The sequence below is a fragment of the Frankia sp. CcMO1 genome, from assembly GCF_977945845.1.
This window is the reverse complement of record NZ_CDWTMG010000024.1, coordinates 16,958-39,830: the sequence shown is the minus strand read 5'-3', so window position 1 is coordinate 39,830 and position 22,873 is coordinate 16,958. Positions and strand designations below refer to the sequence as shown.

At 68.7% G+C, this 22,873-nt stretch carries 21 protein-coding genes and 1 pseudogene; 6 read left to right on the top strand and 16 right to left on the bottom strand.

Going from position 1 to position 22,873, the window contains the following annotated elements; genetic code table 11:
- Positions 1-317 precede the first annotated feature (317 nt).
- The 11 genes from AC08OU_RS05600 to recG all read right to left on the bottom strand — a co-directional run bounded on the left by AC08OU_RS05600 (position 318) and on the right by recG (position 9,883).
- A complete protein-coding gene (locus AC08OU_RS05600) occupies positions 318-515 on the bottom strand; it encodes a hypothetical protein (protein WP_462202741.1) in 198 nt (65 codons plus the stop codon).
- 213 nt (positions 516-728) lie between these two features.
- Positions 729-1,040 (bottom strand): acylphosphatase, encoded by a 312-nt coding sequence (locus AC08OU_RS05595; RefSeq protein WP_035731396.1) that lies wholly within the window; start codon positions 1,038-1,040, stop codon positions 729-731.
- A gap of 407 nt (positions 1,041-1,447) precedes the next feature.
- Positions 1,448-2,218 carry a DUF2786 domain-containing protein gene (locus AC08OU_RS05590; protein WP_462202743.1) on the bottom strand — a complete coding sequence of 257 codons (771 nt, stop codon included), beginning with the start codon at positions 2,216-2,218 and terminating at the stop codon, positions 1,448-1,450.
- Positions 2,219-2,440: 222 nt separating this feature from the next.
- The gene (mutM, locus tag AC08OU_RS05585) at positions 2,441-3,412 is read right to left on the bottom strand and encodes a bifunctional DNA-formamidopyrimidine glycosylase/DNA-(apurinic or apyrimidinic site) lyase (protein WP_476600573.1); all 972 of its coding nucleotides are present in this window, start codon (positions 3,410-3,412) and stop codon (positions 2,441-2,443) included.
- 114 nt (positions 3,413-3,526) lie between these two features.
- The gene (rnc, locus tag AC08OU_RS05580; protein ID WP_462186108.1) at positions 3,527-4,339 is read right to left on the bottom strand and encodes a ribonuclease III; all 813 of its coding nucleotides are present in this window, start codon (positions 4,337-4,339) and stop codon (positions 3,527-3,529) included.
- Entirely contained in the window at positions 4,336-5,397 is a 1,062-nt protein-coding gene (locus AC08OU_RS05575; protein WP_462202744.1) for a phosphate starvation-inducible protein PhoH, read from the bottom strand. Before AC08OU_RS05575 ends, rnc begins: the two co-directional genes overlap by 4 nt.
- Positions 5,398-5,403: 6 nt before the next feature.
- Positions 5,404-5,574, bottom strand: coding sequence for a 50S ribosomal protein L32 (gene rpmF / locus AC08OU_RS05570; protein WP_011437979.1), 171 nt, complete (start codon positions 5,572-5,574; stop codon positions 5,404-5,406).
- A complete protein-coding gene (locus tag AC08OU_RS05565; RefSeq protein ID WP_476591574.1) occupies positions 5,574-6,185 on the bottom strand; it encodes a YceD family protein in 612 nt (203 codons plus the stop codon). The genes rpmF and AC08OU_RS05565 overlap by 1 nt, the downstream gene beginning before the upstream one ends.
- A 447-nt stretch (positions 6,186-6,632) precedes the next feature.
- A complete protein-coding gene (gene coaD / locus AC08OU_RS05560) occupies positions 6,633-7,121 on the bottom strand; it encodes a pantetheine-phosphate adenylyltransferase (RefSeq protein WP_011437981.1) in 489 nt (162 codons plus the stop codon).
- Positions 7,118-7,675 (bottom strand): 16S rRNA (guanine(966)-N(2))-methyltransferase RsmD, encoded by a 558-nt coding sequence (gene rsmD, locus AC08OU_RS05555; RefSeq protein ID WP_476600575.1) that lies wholly within the window; start codon positions 7,673-7,675, stop codon positions 7,118-7,120. Before rsmD ends, coaD begins: the two co-directional genes overlap by 4 nt.
- Before the next feature lie 12 nt (positions 7,676-7,687).
- On the bottom strand, positions 7,688-9,883 hold the full coding sequence (gene recG / locus AC08OU_RS05550) for an ATP-dependent DNA helicase RecG (RefSeq protein ID WP_476600577.1): 2,196 nt from the start codon (positions 9,881-9,883) through the stop codon (positions 7,688-7,690).
- 246 nt (positions 9,884-10,129) lie between these two features.
- On the opposite strand from recG, the gene rpmB reads away from it, so the two are divergent.
- Positions 10,130-10,318: a 50S ribosomal protein L28 gene (rpmB, locus tag AC08OU_RS05545; RefSeq protein ID WP_011437984.1), complete on the top strand. Its 189-nt coding sequence runs from the start codon at positions 10,130-10,132 to the stop codon at positions 10,316-10,318.
- A 121-nt stretch (positions 10,319-10,439) separates the two neighbouring features.
- On the top strand, positions 10,440-11,573 hold the full coding sequence (locus AC08OU_RS05540; protein ID WP_476600579.1) for a D-alanine--D-alanine ligase family protein: 1,134 nt from the start codon (positions 10,440-10,442) through the stop codon (positions 11,571-11,573).
- 77 nt (positions 11,574-11,650) lie between these two features.
- Here AC08OU_RS05540 and AC08OU_RS05535 read toward each other — a convergent pair whose 3' ends face one another.
- Positions 11,651-12,184 carry a DUF3515 family protein gene (locus tag AC08OU_RS05535; RefSeq protein WP_476604443.1) on the bottom strand — a complete coding sequence of 178 codons (534 nt, stop codon included), beginning with the start codon at positions 12,182-12,184 and terminating at the stop codon, positions 11,651-11,653.
- 80 nt (positions 12,185-12,264) lie between these two features.
- Positions 12,265-12,498 (bottom strand): Lrp/AsnC family transcriptional regulator, encoded by a 234-nt coding sequence (locus AC08OU_RS05530; RefSeq protein ID WP_011437987.1) that lies wholly within the window; start codon positions 12,496-12,498, stop codon positions 12,265-12,267.
- A gap of 232 nt (positions 12,499-12,730) precedes the next feature.
- Here AC08OU_RS05530 and thiD point away from each other — a divergent pair, with 232 nt between their 5' ends.
- Positions 12,731-13,579 (top strand): bifunctional hydroxymethylpyrimidine kinase/phosphomethylpyrimidine kinase, encoded by an 849-nt coding sequence (gene thiD / locus AC08OU_RS05525; RefSeq protein ID WP_476600581.1) that lies wholly within the window; start codon positions 12,731-12,733, stop codon positions 13,577-13,579.
- 109 nt (positions 13,580-13,688) lie between these two features.
- Positions 13,689-15,071: a UDP-N-acetylglucosamine 1-carboxyvinyltransferase gene (gene murA / locus AC08OU_RS05520; RefSeq protein ID WP_476604442.1), complete on the top strand. Its 1,383-nt coding sequence runs from the start codon at positions 13,689-13,691 to the stop codon at positions 15,069-15,071.
- A gap of 54 nt (positions 15,072-15,125) precedes the next feature.
- On the opposite strand, the gene AC08OU_RS05515 is transcribed toward murA, so the two are convergent.
- Positions 15,126-16,136, bottom strand: a complete 1,011-nt coding sequence (locus AC08OU_RS05515; protein ID WP_476599831.1) for an NAD(P)H-dependent glycerol-3-phosphate dehydrogenase — start codon at positions 16,134-16,136, stop codon at positions 15,126-15,128.
- Between the two features lie 54 nt (positions 16,137-16,190).
- Here AC08OU_RS05515 and cofC point away from each other — a divergent pair.
- A pseudogene (gene cofC / locus AC08OU_RS05510) lies at positions 16,191-17,096 on the top strand (2-phospho-L-lactate guanylyltransferase); the annotation flags it as partial.
- A gap of 86 nt (positions 17,097-17,182) precedes the next feature.
- Here cofC and AC08OU_RS05505 read toward each other — a convergent pair.
- On the bottom strand, positions 17,183-19,627 hold the full coding sequence (locus AC08OU_RS05505) for a putative bifunctional diguanylate cyclase/phosphodiesterase (protein ID WP_476599833.1): 2,445 nt from the start codon (positions 19,625-19,627) through the stop codon (positions 17,183-17,185).
- A 315-nt stretch (positions 19,628-19,942) separates the two neighbouring features.
- Here AC08OU_RS05505 and AC08OU_RS05500 point away from each other — a divergent pair, with 315 nt between their 5' ends.
- Entirely contained in the window at positions 19,943-22,144 is a 2,202-nt protein-coding gene (locus tag AC08OU_RS05500; protein WP_476599834.1) for an RNA degradosome polyphosphate kinase, read from the top strand.
- Between the two features lie 21 nt (positions 22,145-22,165).
- Here AC08OU_RS05500 and AC08OU_RS05495 read toward each other — a convergent pair whose 3' ends face one another.
- Positions 22,166-22,450: an HU family DNA-binding protein gene (locus tag AC08OU_RS05495; RefSeq protein ID WP_011437995.1), complete on the bottom strand. Its 285-nt coding sequence runs from the start codon at positions 22,448-22,450 to the stop codon at positions 22,166-22,168.
- Positions 22,451-22,873: the final 423 nt, after the last annotated feature.

Here is a 22,873-nt window from a genome sequence, read left to right as displayed (position 1 = left end):
TCATCGAGCTCGACGCCCGCAACGCCTTCGGCTACCGCAACCCCGAAAACCAGCGGCTACGAACACGCTGCGCAACCACCCGCCGAGCCCGCAGATGCCTCAAACCCGCTTAACTTCGAAGAGCCACTATAGAGCCGCCAAGGTGATCCGAGACACACAGGCAACATCACTGGACAGAGACGAGCCGGCAAGAGAACGACCGATCCGACGATCTCAGCGACCTCGGTGATCATGACACCCGCAGAAACGGAGCCTTGCCCACGTAACCGGGCATACCCACTATGAGGGGGCGCCTCCCCGGGAAACGCCCCGCCAGCTCAGCTGAACGCCGGTTCAGCGTCGAGCGCCCGGACATCCTCCGGCACGTCGACACCACCCACCAACGCCTCGTTGACTTCACGTACTCGAGCCAGTTCTGCCTCGAGCTCCGCTACACGGGCACGAAGCCGACGCACCTCGTAAGAGAGACGCAAGTCGCCGCCGGAACCGACGTGGCCAAAAAGGGCCTTCGCCATAGTGATGGTCCTCCACGATGAGTGACCTAGTGGGTGTCAGACAGCACAAGATCCGAACAGATCAGAGTGCGCCCCAAACAATGACTCCAGGCTCCCACGTCGAGTGACCGAAAGTCAAGAGCATGCCACATGCTCCCGAGCCGGTCCGGTGAACATGTAAAAAGCGGACGGTCATCCCCACGACAGTTCCGACAACACAGCGTCTGCAACCAGTCACTTTCGCCGGAAGTCGGTCAGATCGCTCTGCGCCACCTGCCACACAGCCTCCACCCTGTCCGTCCGCCCAGGGGTGTGACCCGTCATCAACAAGTGCAGAAGGTCACGACAGGCCGGCTCCGGCCCTTCCGCAACCACCTCGACCGCCCCGTCCGGGAGGTTGGTGGCGGATCCGACCAGGCCCAGGCGCCGGCCCCGGGTACGCACGTAGTCACGAAAGCCGACGCCCTGGACAAGGCCGGCGACCCGGGCAGTGAATCGGACCACGGCGTGTCCGGACTCCCTCTGCTCCGCGGATACATCGCTCATCAGCACGGTAGGGTACTAGCCATTGTGGATACCACATACTTCCCAGACATGGCAGGCCGACCGAGAGGGACACGGCGACAGGATGATCATCGACTGGAACGGCCGGACCGGCCACGTTTCCGCCGCCGGTCCGCTGCCGTGCTACTCGCGTGTGGAGCTCTCGGCTCGGCACTCCTTCTCAGCGGTTGCGGCCAGAACTTCTCCCAGGACGGCGGCACGCTACCCGCCCCGCACGCGAGCACCGATGGTGACCGCCAGGTGACCCCGGAGCCGGTCGACAGCGCAGACAAGATTATTGGTCCTGGCTACGCCCCGCCGCGTACCGCAGGGCCTACCCAGACAGCGGTGCCCAATCTGCCGGGCGGCAAATAGTAGTCAGTACCACTCATAACTACCACCCCTACGATTCACCTCATGCCGATCGCCGGTGAGACGCGGCTGGACACCCGGTTACCCAGACCAAGATCAGCCCGCTCGCCGGCCTGGTAGCCCGCACGACCGCCGCTCCCGGAGAGCTGGCGTGTCCTTGGCGCTCGCAACCTAGGGTAGACGCTTGCCAGGTGCGCATCCACCCGCTGGCTTCGATTCGCCAGGACGACGCCCACCGACGGCGTCGTCGAGGGCCCGTCTGATCCGTTCTCCCGGGTCTGCTTCTGCTGGGTCTGCGCCCGCTCCCGGGCCATCCGCTCCGTCCTGGTCAGTCTCTCCGCCACCGCCACCGCGAAGCCGGCCATCCACGACCGACGAAACGCCCGCGGGTCCTCCCGGCGTGGCGGACGGGCGAGAGCCAACCCCTGTGCCTGCTGGACCAGCAACGAGGTAAACAACATCTGCACGCGGTGGATATCCGCATCCATCCCGAACAGATGAGCGGAGTGCCCCGTCCCCACTGCACGCTGCTCGGTCCGGTACACGAGCCGACAACCAAGCGGTGCGGCAATGCCCGCGAGCAACGAGATCTTGTCCCGGGCATAGGGCGAATCGACGGCCACCACCAGGTCAGCCGCCTCGACGCGGTGCGGCGACGCCTCCTCGACCAGCGCGCGGTCGATCCCGTACTGGGCGATCAGCTCGGCTGCCTTGCTGTTATAGGTTTCGCGGGCGGCTTCGCTCAGCCCCTCCGCCTCCGCCATCGCCAACAGCTTCCGTATACGACCGAGCAGGGCATCCGGATTCATCGCGCCTCCGTCCATGTCGCGTCGGGGGCAGGCCAGCCAACCGACGTGTCGGATGATGCCTCACCGATCCCGGCAGCCCGGTCTCGGCCCTGGACGAGGCGATAACTGTGAACGCCGCGGCAGGTCTGGCTCCCCACCGACTATCGCGGACGCCACGCCCGGCACCCCACCCGAGAGCCGCAGGCACCCGAGAGTCGCGGGATTCGAACGTGTGATCGAACCTTACCATCTGGCCCGCCCTGGGTGCGGCTGGCAGGTGGGGCAGGTGAAGCTCGACCGGTTCATGAAAGCGTCCCGGCGCACCGCGTCTCCGCATCGTGTGCACGGCCGACCCGCACGGCCGTACACCTGTAGCGACCGTTCGAACAGCCCGCTGACTCCGTCCGCCGACACGTACAGGCGGTCGAAGGACGTACCGCCCGCCTCGAGAGCCGCGGTCATCACCGTCCGCGCGCAATCCAGCAGCCTGCCGACCTCCGCCCGAGTGAGGGTCTCGGTCGGCCGCGCGTAGTGCAGCTTCGCGGCCCACAGGGCCTCGTCCGCGTAGATGTTCCCGACCCCGCTGACAAGTGTCTGATCGAGCAGGGCCCGCTTCACGCCGGTACGGCGTCGACGCATCCTCTCCGTGACGAGGCGCTCGTCGAAGGCGAGGTCCAGGGGATCCCTGGCGATGTGCGCGACGGGAGCAGGCAGATCCGCTTCCCCCACCGCGACCGCCAGGCCACCGAAGGTACGTTGATCCACAAATCGCAGTTCGCGTCCTCCGTCCGTGAAGACGAACCGGATCCGCAGATGCTTCTGGTCGGGGGTGGCGGGTGGAACGACGAGCAACTGTCCGCTCATCCCGAGATGGGCGATCAGCGCATCCCCCTGGGCCGGATGACCTGGGGGCAGGGCAGGCGGAGACATCTCGGCCAGCACGGCAGCTGATTCCTCCTCCGGTGGTTCTTCTGGAACCACCGGAGCGCACGCCGCATGGTCTACCGGCGGCTGAAGCACCAGCCACAGATACTTGCCGCGACGTCGTGCCGCCGTTATCCGGCAGCCGACGAGCAGCGCCGAAAAGTCGGCGGCACCGGCCAGATGACGGCGCACCGCACGAGGATGGTGGACGTCAACCGATGCGATGACGCGACCGACGACACCACGTTCCAGACCGCGGCGAACAACCTCTACTTCGGGGAGTTCTGGCATGATCTCCGGTCATCGGGCCGGGTCAGTGGGATGACACCGGACCCTCGACGTGGCTCGATGAATCTGTCGCCACCACTGAGGAAGCGAATCGAGGCAACGGGTGATCATCCGCTCTCACGGGCCCGAGACCCGATCGTGATCGAGGCCGCCGATGGCGGACTTCTCGTGATCTCCGCCGACGACATCCACGCCCGAACCGTCCTCCCGCCCCAGGGCCGACCGTTCCTCGAGAACCGCGAAAGCCGCGGCGGCCGCCCGCTGCTCAGCCTCCTTCTTACTTCCCCCTTCGCCCTCGCCCAGTGGCTCTCCCGCGATCCTCGCGTAGGCGGTGAACCGCTTCGCGTGGTCCGGACCGGCCTCCTCGACGACATATTCAGGCGGTCCGAGAGCCAGCACCGCCGTCTGTTCCTGCAGTGAGGTCTTCCAGTCAAGCCCTGCGCCCCGGCCGGCGGCCTCGTCCAGCAGGGGATCGAAGAGACGGTGCACGAAACCGGAGGCCACGTCGAAGCCTGAGGACAGATAGACCGCCCCGATGATGGCCTCGAGGGTGTCGGCGAGAATGCTCGCCTTGTTGCGTCCCCCGGTGGTCTCCTCCCCCCGGCCCAGCAGTAGGTACGGACCGAGCCCGGTGGGTCCGATCCCCCGTGCCACGTCCGCGAGAGCCCGCATGTTCACAACCGAGGCCCGCTGCTTGGCGAGCTGCCCCTCGGGAAGATCCGGGTGGCGGATGAACAATGCCGCCGTCACCACCAGACCAAGCACCGCATCGCCCAGGAACTCCAGGCGTTCGTTGGTGGGCAGGCCGCCCTTCTCGTAGGCGTAGGAGCGGTGGGTGAGTGCGCGGTCGAGCAGCTCGGGGTCGATGGCGACCTCGAGTACCTCGATCAGGCCGTCCCGCGGCGGCGGGGGTGGCAACTGGCGGGTCATCCGACCAGCCCGGCCAAGGCCCGGCGATGCGCCACCAAGGTCGCCATCGCCGCTCGGGTCCGAGAAGCCAGGTCCACACGGACCGCGGCCGACGCCGCCCTCAGCGCCGCGAGCAGCCCGACTGCCTGGCTGTCGCCGGCTTCACCCGGCGCCCGCTCCGCGTGGACCGCGACACCATCGACCCCCAGCACGATCGTTCCCCCCCGCACATCAGGATCTTCCAACGTTCCCCATCCCGGATCCAGACCGGCCCTGGGCGGGTGCCCCGTACCCCGATGAGATTCCCACCATCGCATCCCCCGGATGACGGACATCAGGACATCTCCGGTGAATCCGTCGGTGACCGCCACGTCGACTCCGCGGCGATGATCGATCCTCTGGCCGTCGCCCGGCTCGCCCGTCCACGGAGCCGCGAGGAGCCGATCAGCCGTCAGCGGGCCGACATAGTGCAGATCAAGCGATCGGAGCAGCTCGTCGGCGGCTCGCCGCAAGGTGTCGGGGATCGCTGGACGCGCCGTCAGAAGCCCGACGCGAGGAGCGTCGACGGCGAAGCGAACCGCGGCGTACGCGCTGCCCGCGACCGCGAACTGGGCGAGTTCGTCCGCCGTCACATCAACCGTCGCCCCCGCGTCACACAGCACGACGGGGGCATTCGACCCGCCGACAATCGAGGCGAGGGTGGCCCGCGTCGCCCCGGGTAGCAGACCGTAGGTGAACTGAGCCGAGGCGACCACGGCTTCGGCCGGGGCTACCGAGACCATCGCATCGGCATGTCCGTCGCGGACCAGGCGCGCCGCTACCCGGACGCCGGAGTCCCGACGTGCTCGCACTTCACGCAATGCCTCCGGGCCCGCCGAAACGCCGCGAGCGGCCGTGGCGAGCAGAACGCGCTCGCCTGGCACAATTCCCAGGCGAGCAAGGTCATCCCGGACGGCGTCACCGGATGTCACCAGAGTGAGCACCAGATGCGGATCGGCGTCGAGCGCACTGGGCAATGTCTCGAGGAGAGGCCCGGAAGGGGACCCCTCCCCCACCAGGTCAACAGCGATACGTGTCACACCGGGTCAGACGTCAAGCACCTGACGGTCGTTGTACCGGCCGCACGTGCCACAGACGGTGTGCGGCCGGATCACGTGCCCCCGCGAGCACTTTGCGAGGGTCGGCACCTTGGCCTTCCACTGCGAACGCCGGGACCGGGTGTTGCTGCGCGAGGTGCGCCGCTTCGGGACGGCCACTATTCCTTCTCCTTGCTCTCATGAGGGTCGGTGCGACCCTTCTCGGTTCCCGTTGCTCCGCTGTCGGCCAGCGCGGACAGCGCCGCCCATCTCGGGTCGGATCGCGCATGGGAATGTCCAGGCTCGACATCGTCGAGACGCACCCCGCAGTCCACGCAGAGTCCCGCACAGTCCGGGCGGCAGATGGGTGACAGCGGAAGGTTGAGCACCAGGGCATCCCGCACCACGGGCTCGATGTCCGCATGATCATCGATTAGTACCCGAGCGTCTTCGTCGTCACCCAGGTCCACGGCTCGGTCAGGGTAGTAGAACAGCTCGCGAAACTCGACCATGCTGGCCTCAGACACGTCGTCCAGGCAGCGCGCACATTCACCCCGAAGCGGCGCCACGACGGTCCCGCTGACCAGAACACCCTCGATCACCGATTCGAGACGCAGGTCCAAGGTGGCGCTCGCGCCAGCCGGCACCCACATCATCTCGGTTCCGAGACCGGCGGGAAGTTCCGCCTCCGCCCGGACAAGCCGCATCGACCCGGGCCGCCGACCGAGCTCACGGGTGTCCAGCACAAGGGGACCCTTCGGGGTCCGACGGCGAGAGTGGGATCCAGTCATGGCGGCAGTCAAATTCACATCTACGTCAATGTCAGGAAGCCCGGCCGAAACAGGGCCTTCGTGGTGGTATAGCTACCCGGCGTCGCTGACGACGGAGGCGGCCCGGCGTCGACGGCGCCCTGGACCCTCCCAGAGGCCTGGACCCTCCCAGAGGATCGACGAACAGACTCCAGCCAGTCAGCTACTGCGAGCCGGTCAGCTACCGAGCCGGCTAACTACCGAGCCGGTCAGCTACTGCGGTCCTAGCCTATCCGATCGGCGCCGCGGACGATCCGATCAGGCTGCCGAGATCTCCGGGCACCCGAGCCCGGCGGGCGGCGGACCTCCGCCCAGGAACCCACTCGGGCACCGCTCACCCCCCCCCCGCGACCGGCCCGGAGCCCGGACGGTCGGGAACGGCGGGAGAGCCCGGCGGAAGTCGGTCGGCGGCTACCCACCCGGCGGGAGTTACTGAGCGAGACGCTCACGGAGCTGTTTGAGTACCACATCGGGTACCAGCCCCGACACATCGCCCCCGTAACGCGCGACCTCCTTCACCAGGCTGGAGGACAAAAAAGCGTATTGCGGGTTCGTGCTCATGAAAAGAGTCTCCACGCCCGCAAGCGAATTGTTCATCTGCGCCATCTGAAGCTCATAGTCGAAGTCGCTGACCGCACGCAGTCCTTTGACGATCGACTGGATACCCCTGCTCCGACAAAAATCGACGATCAGCCCGTGGGACGCATCCACCAGGACGTTGGACGGCGCCATCGGATGATCACGCAGGGCCTCCCTGATGAGCTCCATCCGCTCGTCGACGGTGAACAAGGTGACTTTGTTCTTGTTGATCGATACGGCGACCACGACCTCATCGAAGAGTCTGCTCGCTCGGACGATGATGTCGAGATGACCGTTGGTGATCGGATCAAATGAACCGGGACAGGCTGCCCTCCTCATGATCGAATACCGTACCAGAGAGCGCCCTCCCCGTACCTCCGGTCGCGCAGCGCACACAACCCGTCAGGCCAGGCGACCGGGCCCGAGCGGTGCGATCTTTCGACAACGCAGACACTGTCCGCAGTCAACCAGGCGGCCGCCAGCAGCTTTGACAGCACTTCGCCGAGTTCCGAGTCGCGCATCGCGTACGGCGGATCGAGGAAAACCACGTCGTAGGGATTACCCGAGGCGTTCTGCACCACACGCTCTACCGCGGCTTGCACGATCTTCGCGCCCGACAGTCCCATCGCTGTCACGTTCCGCCGCAGAGTGCGTATCACGACCGGATCGCGGTCAACGAGAAGGGCATGAGCGGCACCCCGAGACAGCGCTTCCAGACCGACCGCACCAGATCCGGCATAAAGATCGGCAACCCGAGCGCCCCGCAGATCCAGGCAGGTCGACAAGGTGTTGAACAATCCCTCACGGGCACGTTCCGAGGTCGGACGGGTGGTTGTCCCGGGTGGAACCACGAGCCGCCGACCACCCGCGGTCCCACTGATGATGCGCGTCATCGGGCCACCCGGTCATCCCTTCTCGAGGAAGGCGACACTGGTGTCGTCGAGAACCGCGTCGAGCAGCCGGCGCAGTGCGGGATGCCGGTCCAACCCGGGGTCGTCGTCAACCAGGCGACCGGCCTCCGCGCGTGCGTCGCGGATCAGGTCCTCGTCACGAAGAAGTTCCAGGAGCTTCAGGGATCGTCGCCCGCCGGACTGAGCGGCCCCAAGCACATCGCCCTCCCGACGCTGCGCGAGGTCGAGACGGGCCAGCTTCGCCCCGTCGCTGGTGGCGGCGACCGCGCTGAGCCGCTCCCAGGCGGGGGATCCCGGCTCGGCCGCTGTATGCAGAAGACACCAGCCGGGCGCGGTGCCCCGGCCGACCCTCCCGCGCAACTGGTGCAGCTGGGACACACCGAACCTGTCCGCGTCCAGGACGACCATCACTGTTGCGTTCGGTACGTTCACTCCCACCTCGATGACGGTGGTGGCGACCAGCACGTCGACCTCGCCGGCCGCGAATCGGTTCATGGTGGCCTCCCGCTGCCCGGGTGCGAGACGACCGTGCAGTGGTTCAACCCTGAGATCCGCAAGATCGCCATCCACCAGCAGGGGCAGCACCTCACACACTGTCGCAGCTGGTCGGGACGCTCGCGGATCCGGACCAGCCGCCGAGGATCCGGCGGGGTCATCCTCCCCGCACTCATCCTCCCCGCCCGCACCGATCCGGGGACACACGACATAGGCCTGATGCCCGGCGGCCACCTCATCGCGGATTCGTCCCCACATCCGATCCGTCCAGGATCTCTGGCTCGCCGGCACCACGAACGTCCCGATGGGAGAGCGTCCCGCCGGCAGTTCAGTGAGCTCGGAGACTTCGAGATCACCGAACACGGTCATCGCGACCGTCCGGGGAATCGGCGTCGCGGTCATCACAAGAAGGTGGGGAGGACGTCGTCCACGCGCTCGCAGCGTGTCCCGCTGTTCGACGCCGAAACGATGCTGTTCGTCAACGACGATCAGACCAAGATCGCTAAAGATCACCTCATCGTGCAGCAGGGCATGAGTGCCGACCACCAGACCGGTGGAACCGTCTGCGATCTCCGCCAGAGCCTCCCGCCGCGCACGCGCCCCCATCGATCCGGTGACCAACGTCACCCGCGTGGCCCGATGATCGGCTCCTAGTTCTCCTGCCCGGGCCAGGTCGCCGAGCATCTCCCGGAGGCTTCGGCTGTGCTGAGCGGCAAGAGTTTCGGTGGGCGCCAGGAGTACCGCCTGACCGCCCGTGTCGACCACGGTGAGCATCGCCCGCAGGGCGACCAGTGTCTTGCCCGAACCCACCTCTCCCTGCAGCAGGCGATGCATCGGAACGGGCCGACCGATCTCGGCCGCGATCGTCTTCCCCACCTCGCGCTGGCCCGTCGTGAGGGGGAAGGGCAGAGCGGCGTCGAACGCCGTCAGTAGACCATCCGGACGCTGCGGCCGGGGTGTCGTCGCCATCGCCTCCACCTCACGACGCCGTTGGGCCAACGCCACCTGCAACACCAGAGCCTCATCCCAGGTGAGGCGCCGACGACCGGAGGCGATCTCACCACGGTTCGCGGGCTGGTGAACCAGCCGGAAGGCCTCGGCCAGAGCGGGCAGGCGGTACCGGCTGCGGAGATCGTCCGGCAGCGGATCCTCGACGGGATCGAGAGAGTCCAACGCCAGCCGGACGCACCTCGCCAGCGTCCAGCTCGGCACCTTGGCGGAGGCGGGGTAGATCGGAACCAGCGCGTTCGCGAACGGCGCACCGCTGGCGGCTTCCCCGCTCTCCTCGGGTTCGAGGAGCTGGACCTCCGGGTTGGTCAGCTGACGCCGCCCGCGGAACTCGTCGACCTTGCCGGCGAACAGCGCGGTCGTCCCGGGACGGAGGTCACGCTCCCGCCAGCTCTGATTGAAGAAGGTCAGCGACAGTGAATGCCGGCCGTCCGTCACCGTCACGCGCACCATCGACTTCCGGGTGCCGCGCATCGGGCGGCGTTCTGTCTTCTCGACCCGGGCCTGGACCGTCACCGTCTCACCGACGACGAGGTCCGCGAGGTCCGTCAGCTCGCCTCTCTCGTGGTACCGGCGGGGCAGGTGCCCCAGCAGATCACCAACCAGCCTCAGCTCCAGGCCATCGGCCAAGAGGGCGGCGGCACGCGCGCCGACGAGAGCCTTCAGGGGCGTGTCGAGGTCGACCACATCACCGATAGTGCACCGGACCACCGACAGTACCGAGGCCCACCGGCTCCCGCCGCATCATCTGGGCCACAGAAGGTGGGGTAACCTCAAGCGGGTCATCGCTACGCGCGTCCCCCGGCGGCGCCGTCGGGGTTGCGGGTTCCGGGTTGCGTACGATCCTGGTTCTGAGTCCCCTGACGTCCCGGGCACGCCTACCGGGACCAGTACTACTTCGACTTCGGCTACTACTTCGACGGAGTGTTTCTCGTGTCTTCGGTGTGTGACGTCTGCGGCAAGGGGCCGGGCTTCGGTATGTCGGTCTCCCACTCCCACCGACGCACGCGCCGTCGGTGGAACCCCAACATCCAGACCGTGCGCACGGTCGTGGGCGGGACCCCCAAGCGGCTGAACGTCTGCGCTTCCTGCATCAAGGCGGGCAAGGTCTCTCGCGCCTGAGCCCTCCGGCCGGAGGGGGCGACACCGGACGCGGGCCTCCCGCGGACGTCGAGGCGGAGCACGGCCACATCCACGTCGGGTACGGTGCCGGTCACCGACGCCGATCCGTTAGTGTCCCGGCATGGCAGGCTCCAGGCGTCGGATTCGGCTCGCCCTCCTGTTCGGTGGCCGCAGCACCGAACACGCGATTTCCTGTGTATCGGCCAGCGGCGTACTGCGAGCCCTGGATCGTGACGTCTACGACGTCGTCCCGGTCGGCATCGACATGCATGGCCGCTGGGTCATGCTGCCGGACGACCCGACCGCCCTCGCGGTGACGGGAGACCGGCTGCCCGCCGTCGTCGCGGCCCGCGGTGAGAGCGTCGTCCTGGCCGCGGATCCGACGACGCCCGGTCTGCTGCCGCGCCGCCCCCGCGGCGGCCTCGACGCTGCCAGGAGCACCCTCGGGAGCGGCGACACCCTCGGGGACATCGACGTGGTCTTCCCGCTGCTCCACGGCCCCTTCGGGGAGGATGGGACGGTCCAGGGCCTCCTGGAGATGGCCGGCCTGCCCTACGTCGGCTCCGGGGTGTTCGCCAGCGCGGCCGCCATGGACAAGCAACACATGAAGGCACTGCTGCGGGCCGCCGGCCTTCCCGTCGGGTCCTACGCCGTCCTGCGGGCCGGTGACACGCTCACCGGGGCCGACCAGGAACGGCTGGGGCTGCCCGTCTTCGTGAAGCCCGCGCGCGGCGGGTCGAGTATCGGGATCAGCCGGGTCGATGCCTGGGCGGACCTGGACACCGCGATCAAGGCAGCCCGCGCCAGCGACCCCAAGGTCCTGGTGGAGTCGGCGATCGTCGGCCGCGAGATCGAGTGCGGGGTCCTCGGAACTCTGGACGGCCCCGGTGCCGAGGCGAGCGTGCCCGCCGAGATCATCGTCACATCTTCGGCCGGCTTCTACGACTTCGAGGCCAAGTACATGTCCGACGCCACCCACTTCGACGTCCCGGCCAATTTGCCCCACGCGGTACGGGAGGAGGTGCGGAGAGTGGCAATCGCGGCATTCGAGGCCTTGGACTGCGCCGGGCTCGCGCGGGTTGACATGTTTGTCACGGCTGACCACCATGTGATCATCAACGAGGTCAACACGATGCCCGGTTTCACCCCTACCTCGATGTTCCCGCGGATGTGGGAGGCGAGCGGGGTCACCTATCCGCAGTTGGTGGACCGGCTCGTCAGGCTGGCCCTGCGCGACGGAGCGGGGCTGCGCTGACCGCCCGGCACCTCACGCCACCCGGGCCCGTGACGGCGCAGAGGCGTTCCGCCGGGCGGAATGGCCGGGAGCTCGTCTCAGGATGTCGTCGACCTGCTGTGCGCCCGCACGGCGGGGGCGACCGAGACGAGTACCTCGAACGCCTGCACGTCGGCGGGCAGGATGAGAACCACCTGGGGCTGCCGCGTCGGAGTGGAATAGCGCACCGTCGTCCCGCCCAGGTCCTCGGCAAACCACCCCACATCGTCGACGACGGACAGCATCGCATCGGGACGGTAGCTTGCCGGAAGACCCGACGCGCCGCAGGTGAGCACCACCGGCGTCGCGCCGTAGGCCGCTGCCGTGGTCTGCGGGGGGTCCAGTGCCCGGCGGTCGAGGTCGTCCCCGAGCGACGGGGGAAGGTCGTGGACCAGGTCCACGCACGACGAGCGGGCCGACTCCGCGGGAATCGGCACGTTGGTCAGCCGGATCGATCCGGGACCGCCGCATCCGACCAGCGCGAGCAGGACCCACGAGGCGACGAACACCGGAGACCGACCTGACCGCCCCGGCCGGCGCCTGCCCCCTGCCGGGCGCCCGCCCCACTCGGCTTGCTCACCACCGGTGGCCATGTCCCGATTCTGGCGCGCCACCGGCGTCACCGGGTCCCCCCGTCCCGGAGCCGACCTGACCCACGTCGGGACGGAGAAGCTCAGAAGTGAACAACCGGGCAGGTCAGCGTGCGGGTGATGCCGTCGACCGACTGCACTCTCGCCATGACCATCTTCCCGAGGTCGTCGACGGTGGCCGCCTCCGCCCGGACGATGACGTCATAGGGGCCGGTGACGTCCTCGGCCTGAGTGACCCCGGGGATCTGCTCGATCTCCTTGGCAACCGAGGAGGACTTGCCGACCTCGGTCTGGATAAGGATGTACGCGTGGACCACAGACGCTCCCTCGTCGGACGTCGACAGCCCGTCGAGCAGAACTACGGGCCGACAGAAGGTAACAGGCAAACGGCCCGGATGAGAGCCTCCGAGGTCGAGGAATTTACTCAGATCGGCCGGCGGCGACCGACTGAGGGGTCGCCCGGCCTCATCCGGAACCCCAATCGTGGGGGTCAGCTGGTCGGCTCGGTACCCGGTTGTGATGGCAACCACGACGACGCTACCCAGAGCGATGAATAGGAGACACGCGAACGCTCGGAGTATCCGGAGCGAGCCGCCGCCGGGACCGAGCCCCGCCCCGCCCCGCGTACTGACGATCGCCGGATCGGATTCGGGCGGCGGCGCGGGCATCCAGGCGGATCTCAAGACGATGCTCGCCCTCGGCGTCCATGGCATGAGTGCGATCGTCGCGGTGACGGCACAGAATTCCCTGGGCGTCCATGGTGTGTGGGATCTCCCTCCGGAAGCGGTCCGAGCCCAGATCAGAGCGGTCGTGGCGGACATCGGGGTCGACGCGGTGAAGACGGGGATGCTCTCCTCCGCCGCACTGGTCTCGTTGGTCGCCGCCGAGCTCTCGCGGCTCGACGTGCCCGTCGTGGTCGATCCGGTCAGCGTCTCCAAGCACGGCGACCCCCTGCTGGCCCCGGAGGCGGTCGAGGTGGTCCGTACGGAGCTCATGCCCCGTGCCACCATCGCCACACCGAACCTCGACGAGGTACGTCTGCTGACCGGGGTGGAGGTGCGGGACATCGCCGGCCTGCCCAGAGCCGCCGAGGCGATGCTCGCCCTGGGCCCGCGCTGGGTGCTGGTGAAGGGCGGGCATCTTCCCGGCGACGCGGTCGACCTGCTCACCGACGGGACCACCGAGGTCGTCCTCCGAAGCCCCCGCCTGGACCGGCGGCACACCCATGGCACCGGCTGCACGCTGGCCTCCGCGATCGCCGCGCACCTGGCGCAGGGGCGTGGTCACGCCGAGGCCGCACAGTCCGCCAAGGCCTACGTCAGTGGCGCCCTGGCCAGCGGCTTTCCGCTCGGCGCGGGGATCGGCCCGGTAGACCATGGCTATCGTCACCGTAGGTAGCGGCCTGAGAGTCGGGCTCGGGCCGCGCCGGTGGCGTCTGGTTCAATCGCCCCGCCGCACGTGACCTGACGCACGTCACGCATCCGCATCATCACCGTGGAGGTAGCCCGTGGGGGCGCACAGCTCGGGAGTGGTACCATCCACCAGCACGGACCGAAGATGGTACCGCATCGTCGGCGGTGCTCCGCTCACCGGCTCGGTCGAGGCGTCCGGGGCCAAGAACTCGGTCACCAAGCTGCTCGTCGCCACCCTCCTCACGCCAGAGCCGTGCACCCTGACCCGGGTGCCTCGGATCGCCGAGGTCGACGTGGTCTTGGGCATGCTCGCCGAACTCGGCACTCAGGTGGAGTGGCTGGACGAGCACACTGTGCGACTCGCCACCGAAAAGATCATCGACGCGTCGCTGTCCGAGGCCTACTCCGGGGTCAACCGGATACCGATCCTGATGATGGGCCCGCTCCTGCACCGCGTCGGCGAAGCCGTGATCCCGCTGCCCGGCGGTTGCCGGATCGGCAAGCGCCCCGTCGACTTCCACCTCGCCGGCCTGCGTGCCATGGGTGCAGAGATCGTCGAGCAGATACGTTCCGTCCAGGTCAAGACGCTGGGTCTGCACGGCACCCATGTCGCACTGCCGTTCCCGAGCGTCGGCGCGACCGAGAACCTGCTCCTGGCCGCGGTCCGGGCACAGGGTACGACCGTCATCTCGAATGCGGCGGTGGAACCCGAGGTCATCGACCTCATCATGTTCCTGCAGCAGATGGGCGCCCTCGTCGACGTGGAAGTCGACCGCACGATCGTGGTGCAGGGGGTCGGCGCACTGCGGGGAGCCACCCACGCCCCGATCCACGACCGCATCGAAGCGGCGTCCTTCGCCTCGGCCGCGGTGGCCACCGACGGCAGGGTGGAGGTGGTCGGTGCCCGCCAGGAACATCTGGCGACCTTCCTCAACCACCTCCGCCGGCTCGGTGGCGAGTTCGAGGTCACCCCGCGGGGAATGACCTTCTTCCGGGCCCGGCCGTTGACCGCGTCACATGTGCAGACCGACGTGCACCCCGGGTTCATGACCGACTGGCAGCAGCCCCTGGTCGTCCTGCTCACCCAGGCCGGGGGTGCCTCCGTGATCCACGAGACGATCTACAAGGACCGGTTCGGGTACACCAGACAGCTGGCCGAGATGGGCGCCGACATCGCCCTGTCGACCCTGTGCCTCGGTGGGAAGGCCTGCCGGTTCGCGTCCCGGGACTTCGAGCATTCGGCGGTCGTGAGCGGGCCGACCTCCCTCACCGGCGGTGATCTGGCGATCCCCGACCTGCGCGCCGGCTTTGCCTACGTGCTGGCCGCGCTGGTGGCCGACGGCACCAGCGTCATCCGCGGGACCCGTTTCCTCGAACGCGGTTACGAGGACCCGGTGGGTAAGTTGCGCTCGATCGGAGCGCTCATCGACACGCAGGCCGTGGGTTCGCCCCCCGGCACCGACCACGCCCCGGCCTGACCGGAACGATGGTGCTGCCGGGCCAGGCGCGGGCAGGTCAGGCGCGCGGGCAGGTCAGAGACGGAGCCGGTACTCCGGGCCCGGCTCCCGACTCATCAGATCCTTGACGGCCTCCATCGGAGGAAGACCCTCATAGAGGACCCGTTCGACCTGACGGGTGATCGGCATGGAGACGCCCAGGTCATCGGCCATGGCGAGCAGGGGGCGGCAGGAGCGCACCCCCTCGGCGACCTGCTGCTGTTCGGCCTCCACCTGCGCGAGCGTGAGGCCACGCCCGAGTTTCTCGCCGAAGGTGCGGTTGCGCGAGAGCGGGGAGCCGCAGGTCGCCACGAGATCCCCCAGTCCCGCCAGTCCCGCGAAGGTCATCGGATCGGCACCCAGCGCGACCCCGAGTCGGAGGGTCTCGGCCAGGCCGCGCGTCATCAACGAGGCGAGGCTGTTGGTGCCGAAACCCATTCCCTCCAGCATGCCGGCAGCCAGCGCGATGATGTTCTTGATCGCTCCGCCCAGCTCGCAGCCGATCACGTCGGTGTTGGTGTAGGGGCGGAAATAGGCCGTCCAGCACGCCGCCTGGACGGCCTCCGCCGTGCTCGTCGAGGTACTGGCGATCACAGTCGCCGCCGGCTGCTCGGCGGCGATCTCGGGCGCCAGATTCGGACCGCTCACCACCGCGATCCGGTCCGGCGACACGCCCGTGACCTGCGTGATGACCTCGCTCATCCGCAACTGACTGCCCACCTCCACCCCCTTCATCAGACTGACGTAGACGGCGTCGGGCCCAATCAGGGGCGCCCATCCCACGAGGACGGAGCGCAGCGCCTGAGACGGTACGGCCAGCACCACGAACTCCGCGCCGGCCAGCGCCTCCCCCGCGTCGGACATCGCGCGCACCCGGTCCGGCAGCTGGATCGCCGGCAGATAGCGCGGATTGACATGGCGGGTGTTGACCGCCCGGACGATCTCAGGGTCACGGGCGACCAGGTTGACCCGCGCTCCGGCATCCGCGAGGACCTTCGCGAACACGCTTCCCCAGGACCCGGCCGTAAGCACCGCGGCCCGTCTCACCTCGTCCCCCGGGAAACGTCCGGCCGAGCGCGGGGAGCGATCGCAACCCCGACGATGGGTACGAGGAAGGCGACACCGATCGAGGCGTTTTCTACCTTGTGGCGGGAATCGACAATAATTGTGCCCTCCGGATGGATCGCGCGCATGGTACCGACGTCCGGCCGGCTGGACACCTCGCACCTCGCATCCCGCCGCGTCCTCACTCTGACCGTAGACGCCGATCTGACGGGTACCACGCAGGATGCGCCGCATGCCGGGGACGCGCCACGGCTCCGGCGTTCAGCCCGCGCCCGGAGGACCCGGGGCACCACGGGGTCGGCATGGCCTATGGTCGCCTTCGTGTGGCTCCCACGAAACGGAGTGTCCTGGACAGTCGTGCTGCCGCTGAAGAACCTCACCCGGGCGAAGACCCGGCTGGACCGCCCCGACCGGAGCCGGCTGGCCCTTGCGATGGTCTTGGACACGGTGACGGCGGTACTTGAGTCCGAGACCAGTCTGGTCGGCGCCGTGATGATCGTGACGAACGATCAGACGGCCGACCACGCTCTGTCGGCTCTCCCCAATCTCCACTATATCGGCGCAGATCGACCGGACCTTTCCCCGGCTGCGAGGGGTGCTCGGCTCGTCGTGATTCCGGACGAACCCGACCGAGGTCTCAATCCCGCCCTGGTGCACGGCGCCGCGCTGGCCTCGGCCCGCTGGCCCACCCGTGCGGTGGCTGCCCTCTCCGCCGACCTTCCCGCGCTGCGCCCCCCCGAGCTGCATCAGGCGCTGTCCGAGGCGAGCCAGCACCGTCGCGCGGTTCTCGCCGACGCGGCCGGAACGGGAACCGTTCTGCTGACCGCGTCGGCCGGCGCCATCCTGCAGCCCGCATTCGGACCACACAGTCACGCCACGCACCGTCGCTCCGGAGCGGTGGATCTGACGGGAACCCTCGGTGGCTCGGTACCGGGACTGCGACGTGACGTCGACACGCTGGCGGATCTGGCGCAGGCCCGGGACCTGGGGGTGGGCTGGGCCACCAGGGCGACGCTGACCGCCGGGTATCACTCCCCGCTCGCGGCGGAGGACTCCGGCGGACCCGGCGGCGAACCGGGCACCTCGGCGGAGCCAGGGCTGTCCGTACCGCCGGGGATCGTAGGCGGAACCCAGCGCCGGATCGTGAGCGACGCGAGCGGACCAGGTCGGGCGAAGAAGTATCCCTGACCCAGCTCGCAACCCAGCTCCTCGAGCTCGGCGATCTGTCCTTCCCGCTCGATGCCCTCAGCCACGACGACGGCACCGAGGGCGTGCGCGAGACTGATCATCGATCGACGCATCGTCGCCACCCGGTGTCCGTCCCTGGGCAGTTCGAGCAGCGTCCGATCGAGCTTCACGACGTCCACCGGCAGTTGATGGAGGGCGGCCAATGTGCTGTGGCCGGCACCGACGTCGTCGAGCGCGACCGCCACCCCCAGCGCACGAACCTCGTTCAGCACCTCGCGTGCGCCGCGCAGATCGTCGATCCGGCTCGTTTCGGTGATCTCGACCACCAGCCTGCCCGGGTCGAATCGACTGGCCGCCAGCGCCTGGGCGACGCTGTCGAGCAGCATGGTGTCGGCAACCCTGCTGGCTGAGACGTTCACGTGCAGCCGCAGTGCCGAGGCCGGGTACGCCACGGCGACCTCCGCGCAGGCCTGGGTGAGGACCATGTCGTCGAGGGCGCCGACGATGCCGCCGTCCTCCGCGGCCGCAACAAAGGTGCCCGGTGGCACCGGTCCACGCCCCGGCTCCGTCCATCGGGCGAGCGCCTCCAAGGCGACCGGACTGCGATCGCGCAGCCGCACGATGGGCTGGTAGTGCACGTCGAAGCCGGCCGACCGTCCTCCCCTGCGCAGGGCGGTGGCGAGGGCGTCGGCGAGGTGCGTGCCGGCGCTGGGCGGGCACAGCCCGGGCCGGTAGACCACCAGACGGTTCTTTCCCGTTCGTTTTGCCGTGTGGACGGCTGTGTCGGCCCGCCGGAGCAGCGCCTCGGTGGTCTCCTGGGTCCGACGCGCGACGACCAGCCCCACACTCCCGCGGACCGGCCAGAGGTGACCGGCGGCCGGCGCCGGCTGGCGCAGCGCGGCCAGGACCCGTTCGGCAACGGTCTCGGGCAGTTCCCGCCCACCGTCCAACAGCACGGCGAACTCGTCGGAGCCGAGCCTCGCCACAGTGTCCGACGTGCCTACGCAGTGTCGTAGCCGTTGCCCGACCGCGCGCAGCAGATGATCACCCGCGGCGTGCCCGAGGCTGTCGTTGACGACCCGGAAGTCGTCGAGGTCGCAGTACAGAACGGCCACGTCACGGCCGTCGTGGCGGCTCGCGGCGAGGGCGTCGGTGAGCCGCTGCTGGAACAGGGTGCGGTTGGCCAGCTCGGTCAACGGGTCATGGGATGTCCAGTGCCGCACCTCGTGTTCGGCCTCGCAGACCCGGCTCGCCAACCGCTGACTCGTCCGCAGGGTCGTCAGCTGCCGGACGAGGACGGTGAGGACGAGCGTCGCACCCCCGATGATCTCGATCGGATCGAGAACGACTCCGCCGTGGGCCCGCCCCAGCAGAAGCGCCGCGACCACGGCCGCGGCGACATAGGGTACCGCCGGCCACAGCCATCCGAGCAGTTCGCCGCGAACAGGCCATCGGCGGGGCCGGCGGCCGTTCTCCCGGCCGTCCTCCCGGCCGGCACGCGATGCCGCAAGAACGATCAACAGGGCGCCGGCGACCGAGCAGGAACCCGTCATCGTGGGATCACCGTCGTCGAGCTGAACGATCCACACGCCGACGACCGCGAGGCACACCAGTCCGGTTCCGGCGATCGCGATGGCGGGCAGATCCACCGGCTGCCGGAAGCCTGCCACGTGCAGGAATACGAGGATCAGCAGGAGCACGACGATCGGATGCGCAACCGCGAGGAGATGCTCCACCGGCTGCGGCGGGCGGGAGGAGTCCACTTCGTCGATCCCGGCGAGCACCCCGGACCAGGCGAGCAGGAACAGGGAGTTGCCGAGTATGACCTCGTCGAACGCGGTGGCCGGACTGGCGCGCGGATAGGCGGCGCCCGCCCCCTCGCCGCCCGCCCCGGCGACGCGGGTGAGCCGCGGGGAACTCGGCGGCCAGCGGTTGGTGCCCCCAGCGAGGCCAGCCATCCCTGCCGGCGCCAGCACGCCCGCGCGCGGTCGTGATCGACGCGCCCGACCCGCGGGAACAGCCGCGAAGGCGGCGAGCGCGAGGACCGGCATGGCGAGTTGGCCGACGTCGGTGAGATACCCGGCATCCGTCGCGGTCCGCCCTCCGACCGATGCCCCGTCCCAGCGGTGCAGCATCCATCCGGCCTGTCCGACCGTCCAGGTCGTCAGCGCGAAGGACAGCCATACCAGCCAGCGGCCCCGTACTCGACCGAGACGGCGACCGGCCCGGGCACAACTTAGTGTCGCGGTCAGGCCCGCGGCGATCGCGGCGGCGTCGACGAGCATCCCTCGTCCTGTCCTCCTCCCCCTGCGCCGGCCGCCTGGGGCAGTCGGCCACCTGGGGCAGAGGGATCCGACCGGACCACGGAAACGGCCGGCTACATCACGACAAGATACAAACGAGCGCGACGGCGCCCCTCGGCACCGTAGCGCGTGATCGCTATATCACAAAGAGTAGGCGGATACCTCGCGTGCCGCGCGGTCTCTGCCAGCGTCCGGATCGGGGTCAGACCGGCGATACGGGTCCCATCCGGCCCCCCGCTGCCAGAGATGCCGGATCGACGCTGCCGAGTCCATCGGGGGCTGGCACCATCTACAGGCATGAGCGAGCTGCTGGCGACCCATCCTGAACAGCCTCAGCGCAAGGCCCGCAGTGGCCTGCTCGAGCCTCTGGAGACGCCGCGCCAGCCGGCGCCGTCCGACCTGCCCGCCGGCCGCTTCATCAACCGGGAGGCGTCCTGGCTCGACTTCAACGCCCGGGTCCTCGCGCTCGCCGAGGACGTGTCCACGCCCCTGCTGGAGCGCGCGAAGTTCCTGGCGATCTTCGCCAGCAACCTGGATGAGTTCTTCATGGTCCGGGTCGCGGGGCTGATGCGACGCGAGACGACGGGACTGGCCGTCCGTTCCGCCGACGGGCTGACCTCCCGGGAACAACTCGATCTCATCAGCAAGATGACGGCCGAGCTCGCCCAGCGGCATTCGCGGTGCTTCACCGAAGAGGTGGGGCCGTCGCTGGCCCATGCCGGGATCAGCATCCGGTTCTGGTCCCAGCTGACCGAGACCCAGCGTGATCAGCTGCACCACTATTTCCACGAGCAGATCTTCCCGGTGCTCACCCCCCTCGCCGTCGATCCGGCGCATCCCTTCCCCTACATCAGCGGGCTGTCGCTCAATCTGGCCGTCCAGGTCCGTGAGCCGGGCGGGGAGGTCGACCGCTTCGCCCGGGTGAAGGTGCCCCAGAACGTTCCTCGGCTGATCCCCGTGGCGGTGGAGCCCACGGGCACGACCGGTGTCCCGGGGGGCTTGGCCCCCCAGGCGAGCGCATGCTTCGTCCCGCTGGAGGAAGTGATCGCCGCCCATCTCTCCCAGCTGTTCCCGGGCATGGAAGTGATCGACTCCCATCTGTTCCGGGTCACCCGCAACGCCGACCTCGAGGTCGAGGAGGACGAGGCGGAGGATCTGCTCCAGGCCCTGGAGCGCGAGCTCGCCCGGCGCCGGTTCGGTCCCGCCGTCCGCCTGGAGGTGGACGCCGCCATCGATAATGATTTGCTCATCCTGCTGATGCGGGAGCTGGAGATCACCGAACGCGAGGTACATCGGGTCGCCGGCCTGCTCGACCTGTCGACCCTGTGGGCTCTCTACGACCTCGACCGCCCGGAGCTGAGGGATACGCCGCGGGTCCCGATCACACATCCGCGGCTGACGACCGATGAGGGCGAGACACCGGACTTCTTCAGCGTGCTCCGGGAGGGCGACGTCCTCGTCCACCACCCGTACGACTCGTTCACCACGTCCGTCCAGCGGTTCATCGAGCAGGCGGCGGCCGATCCGCATGTTCTCGCCATCAAGCAGACGCTCTATCGCACGTCCGGGGACTCCCCCATCGTGGATGCCCTCATCGCCGCGGCCGAGGCGGGGAAGCAGGTCGTCGTCCTCGTCGAGATCAAGGCCCGGTTCGACGAGAGCGCCAACATCCGCTGGGCCCGCGAGCTGGAACGGGCCGGTTGCCACGTGGTCTACGGTCTCATCGGCCTGAAGACCCACTGCAAGACCTGCCTCGTGGTACGCCAGGAACACGGCGGCCTGCGCCGCTACTGCCATGTGGGTACCGGCAACTACAACCCCAAGACCGCTCGGCTCTACGAGGACCTCGGGCTGCTGACCGCCGACCCGGACGTGGGCGCGGATCTCACCGACCTGTTCAACGTCCTCACCGGCTACAGCCGGCAGACGGAGTACCGCTCGCTGCTGGTCGCCCCGCAGCACATGCGGGACGGCATCCTGCAGCGGATCGAAGCCGAGGCCCAGGCTGCCCGGGATGGCCGGGAATCCGGGATCCGCATCAAGGTCAACAGCCTCGTCGACGAGCAGGTGATCGACGCCCTGTATCACGCCTCCATCGCCGGGGTACCCGTGCACTGCCTGGTCCGCGGGATCTGCGCCCTACGGCCCGGAGTGCCGGGCCTGTCGGAGACGGTCCACGTGCGTTCGATCCTGGGGCGGTTCCTGGAGCACAGCCGGGTCCTCGAGTTCACCTCGTCCGGCGAGTTCTGGATCGGCAGTGCGGACATGATGCACCGCAATCTCGACCGTCGTATCGAGGCGCTCGTGCGCGTCCCGCACCCGGACCGGCGAGACACCCTGCGGCAGATGCTCGACCACGCGTTCTCCGACGAGGTGTCCGCCTGGGTGCTGCAGTCCGACGGCCACTGGGAACGACGCACGACCGGGCCGGACGACGTTCGCCTGTCGGACTACCAGCACGACCTGCTGGCCGACGCCATGCGGCGCGGGCACCGGTAAGCCCGGCGCCCGCACCGATGGTCAGTCGTTGCTCGCCGAGACGCTCGACTTGAACTCGGAGCCGGGCCGGAACTTTGGCACGACCGAGGCAGCGACGTGCACGGGCTCACCCGTCGCCGGGTTACGACCCGTGCGGGCGGCACGTTCCACCCGCTCGAACACGCCGAAGCCGGTGATGGTCACCTTCTCTCCGCTCGCGACGGCCTCCTGAATGGCGTCGAACACCGCGTCGACGGCCTTGGTGGCGTTCGACCGCCCGCCCTCGATCTGCTGGGCGATGCGGTCAACCAACTGGGACTTGTTCACAACAACCTCCGGACGCCCCCCGCGGGCGCGGGGTGGGGAGCAGATCGGGCATCACACTGCGCTGCACCGTAGGCATCTCCACTGTCGAGGGCAATTCCCGTGAGCGTGTCGCGTCACACAAACCCGCACGTCAACGGGTTCGCTCCGGTGGGCGACGGGATGCGTAGGGTCCGGCCGGCATAGCCCGTTCGGCAGATTCATTACGTTCAGTAGCGAGAATTGCCTTTCGGTTTGGGCGCAATGTCACCCTTTGGTAGCCGGATGCTCCCGGCCTCGCCGATACCACTCCGATGGGTAGCTGCCCGGACGCCAGCCGCGACAGTCGATTCATCCCCCTCGGAGACGATCAATTCCCCCCGATGCGCCCGCCACCCATCTCACCCTCCCGAATGTGAGATATGACACGCGCCACCGTGAACCCTC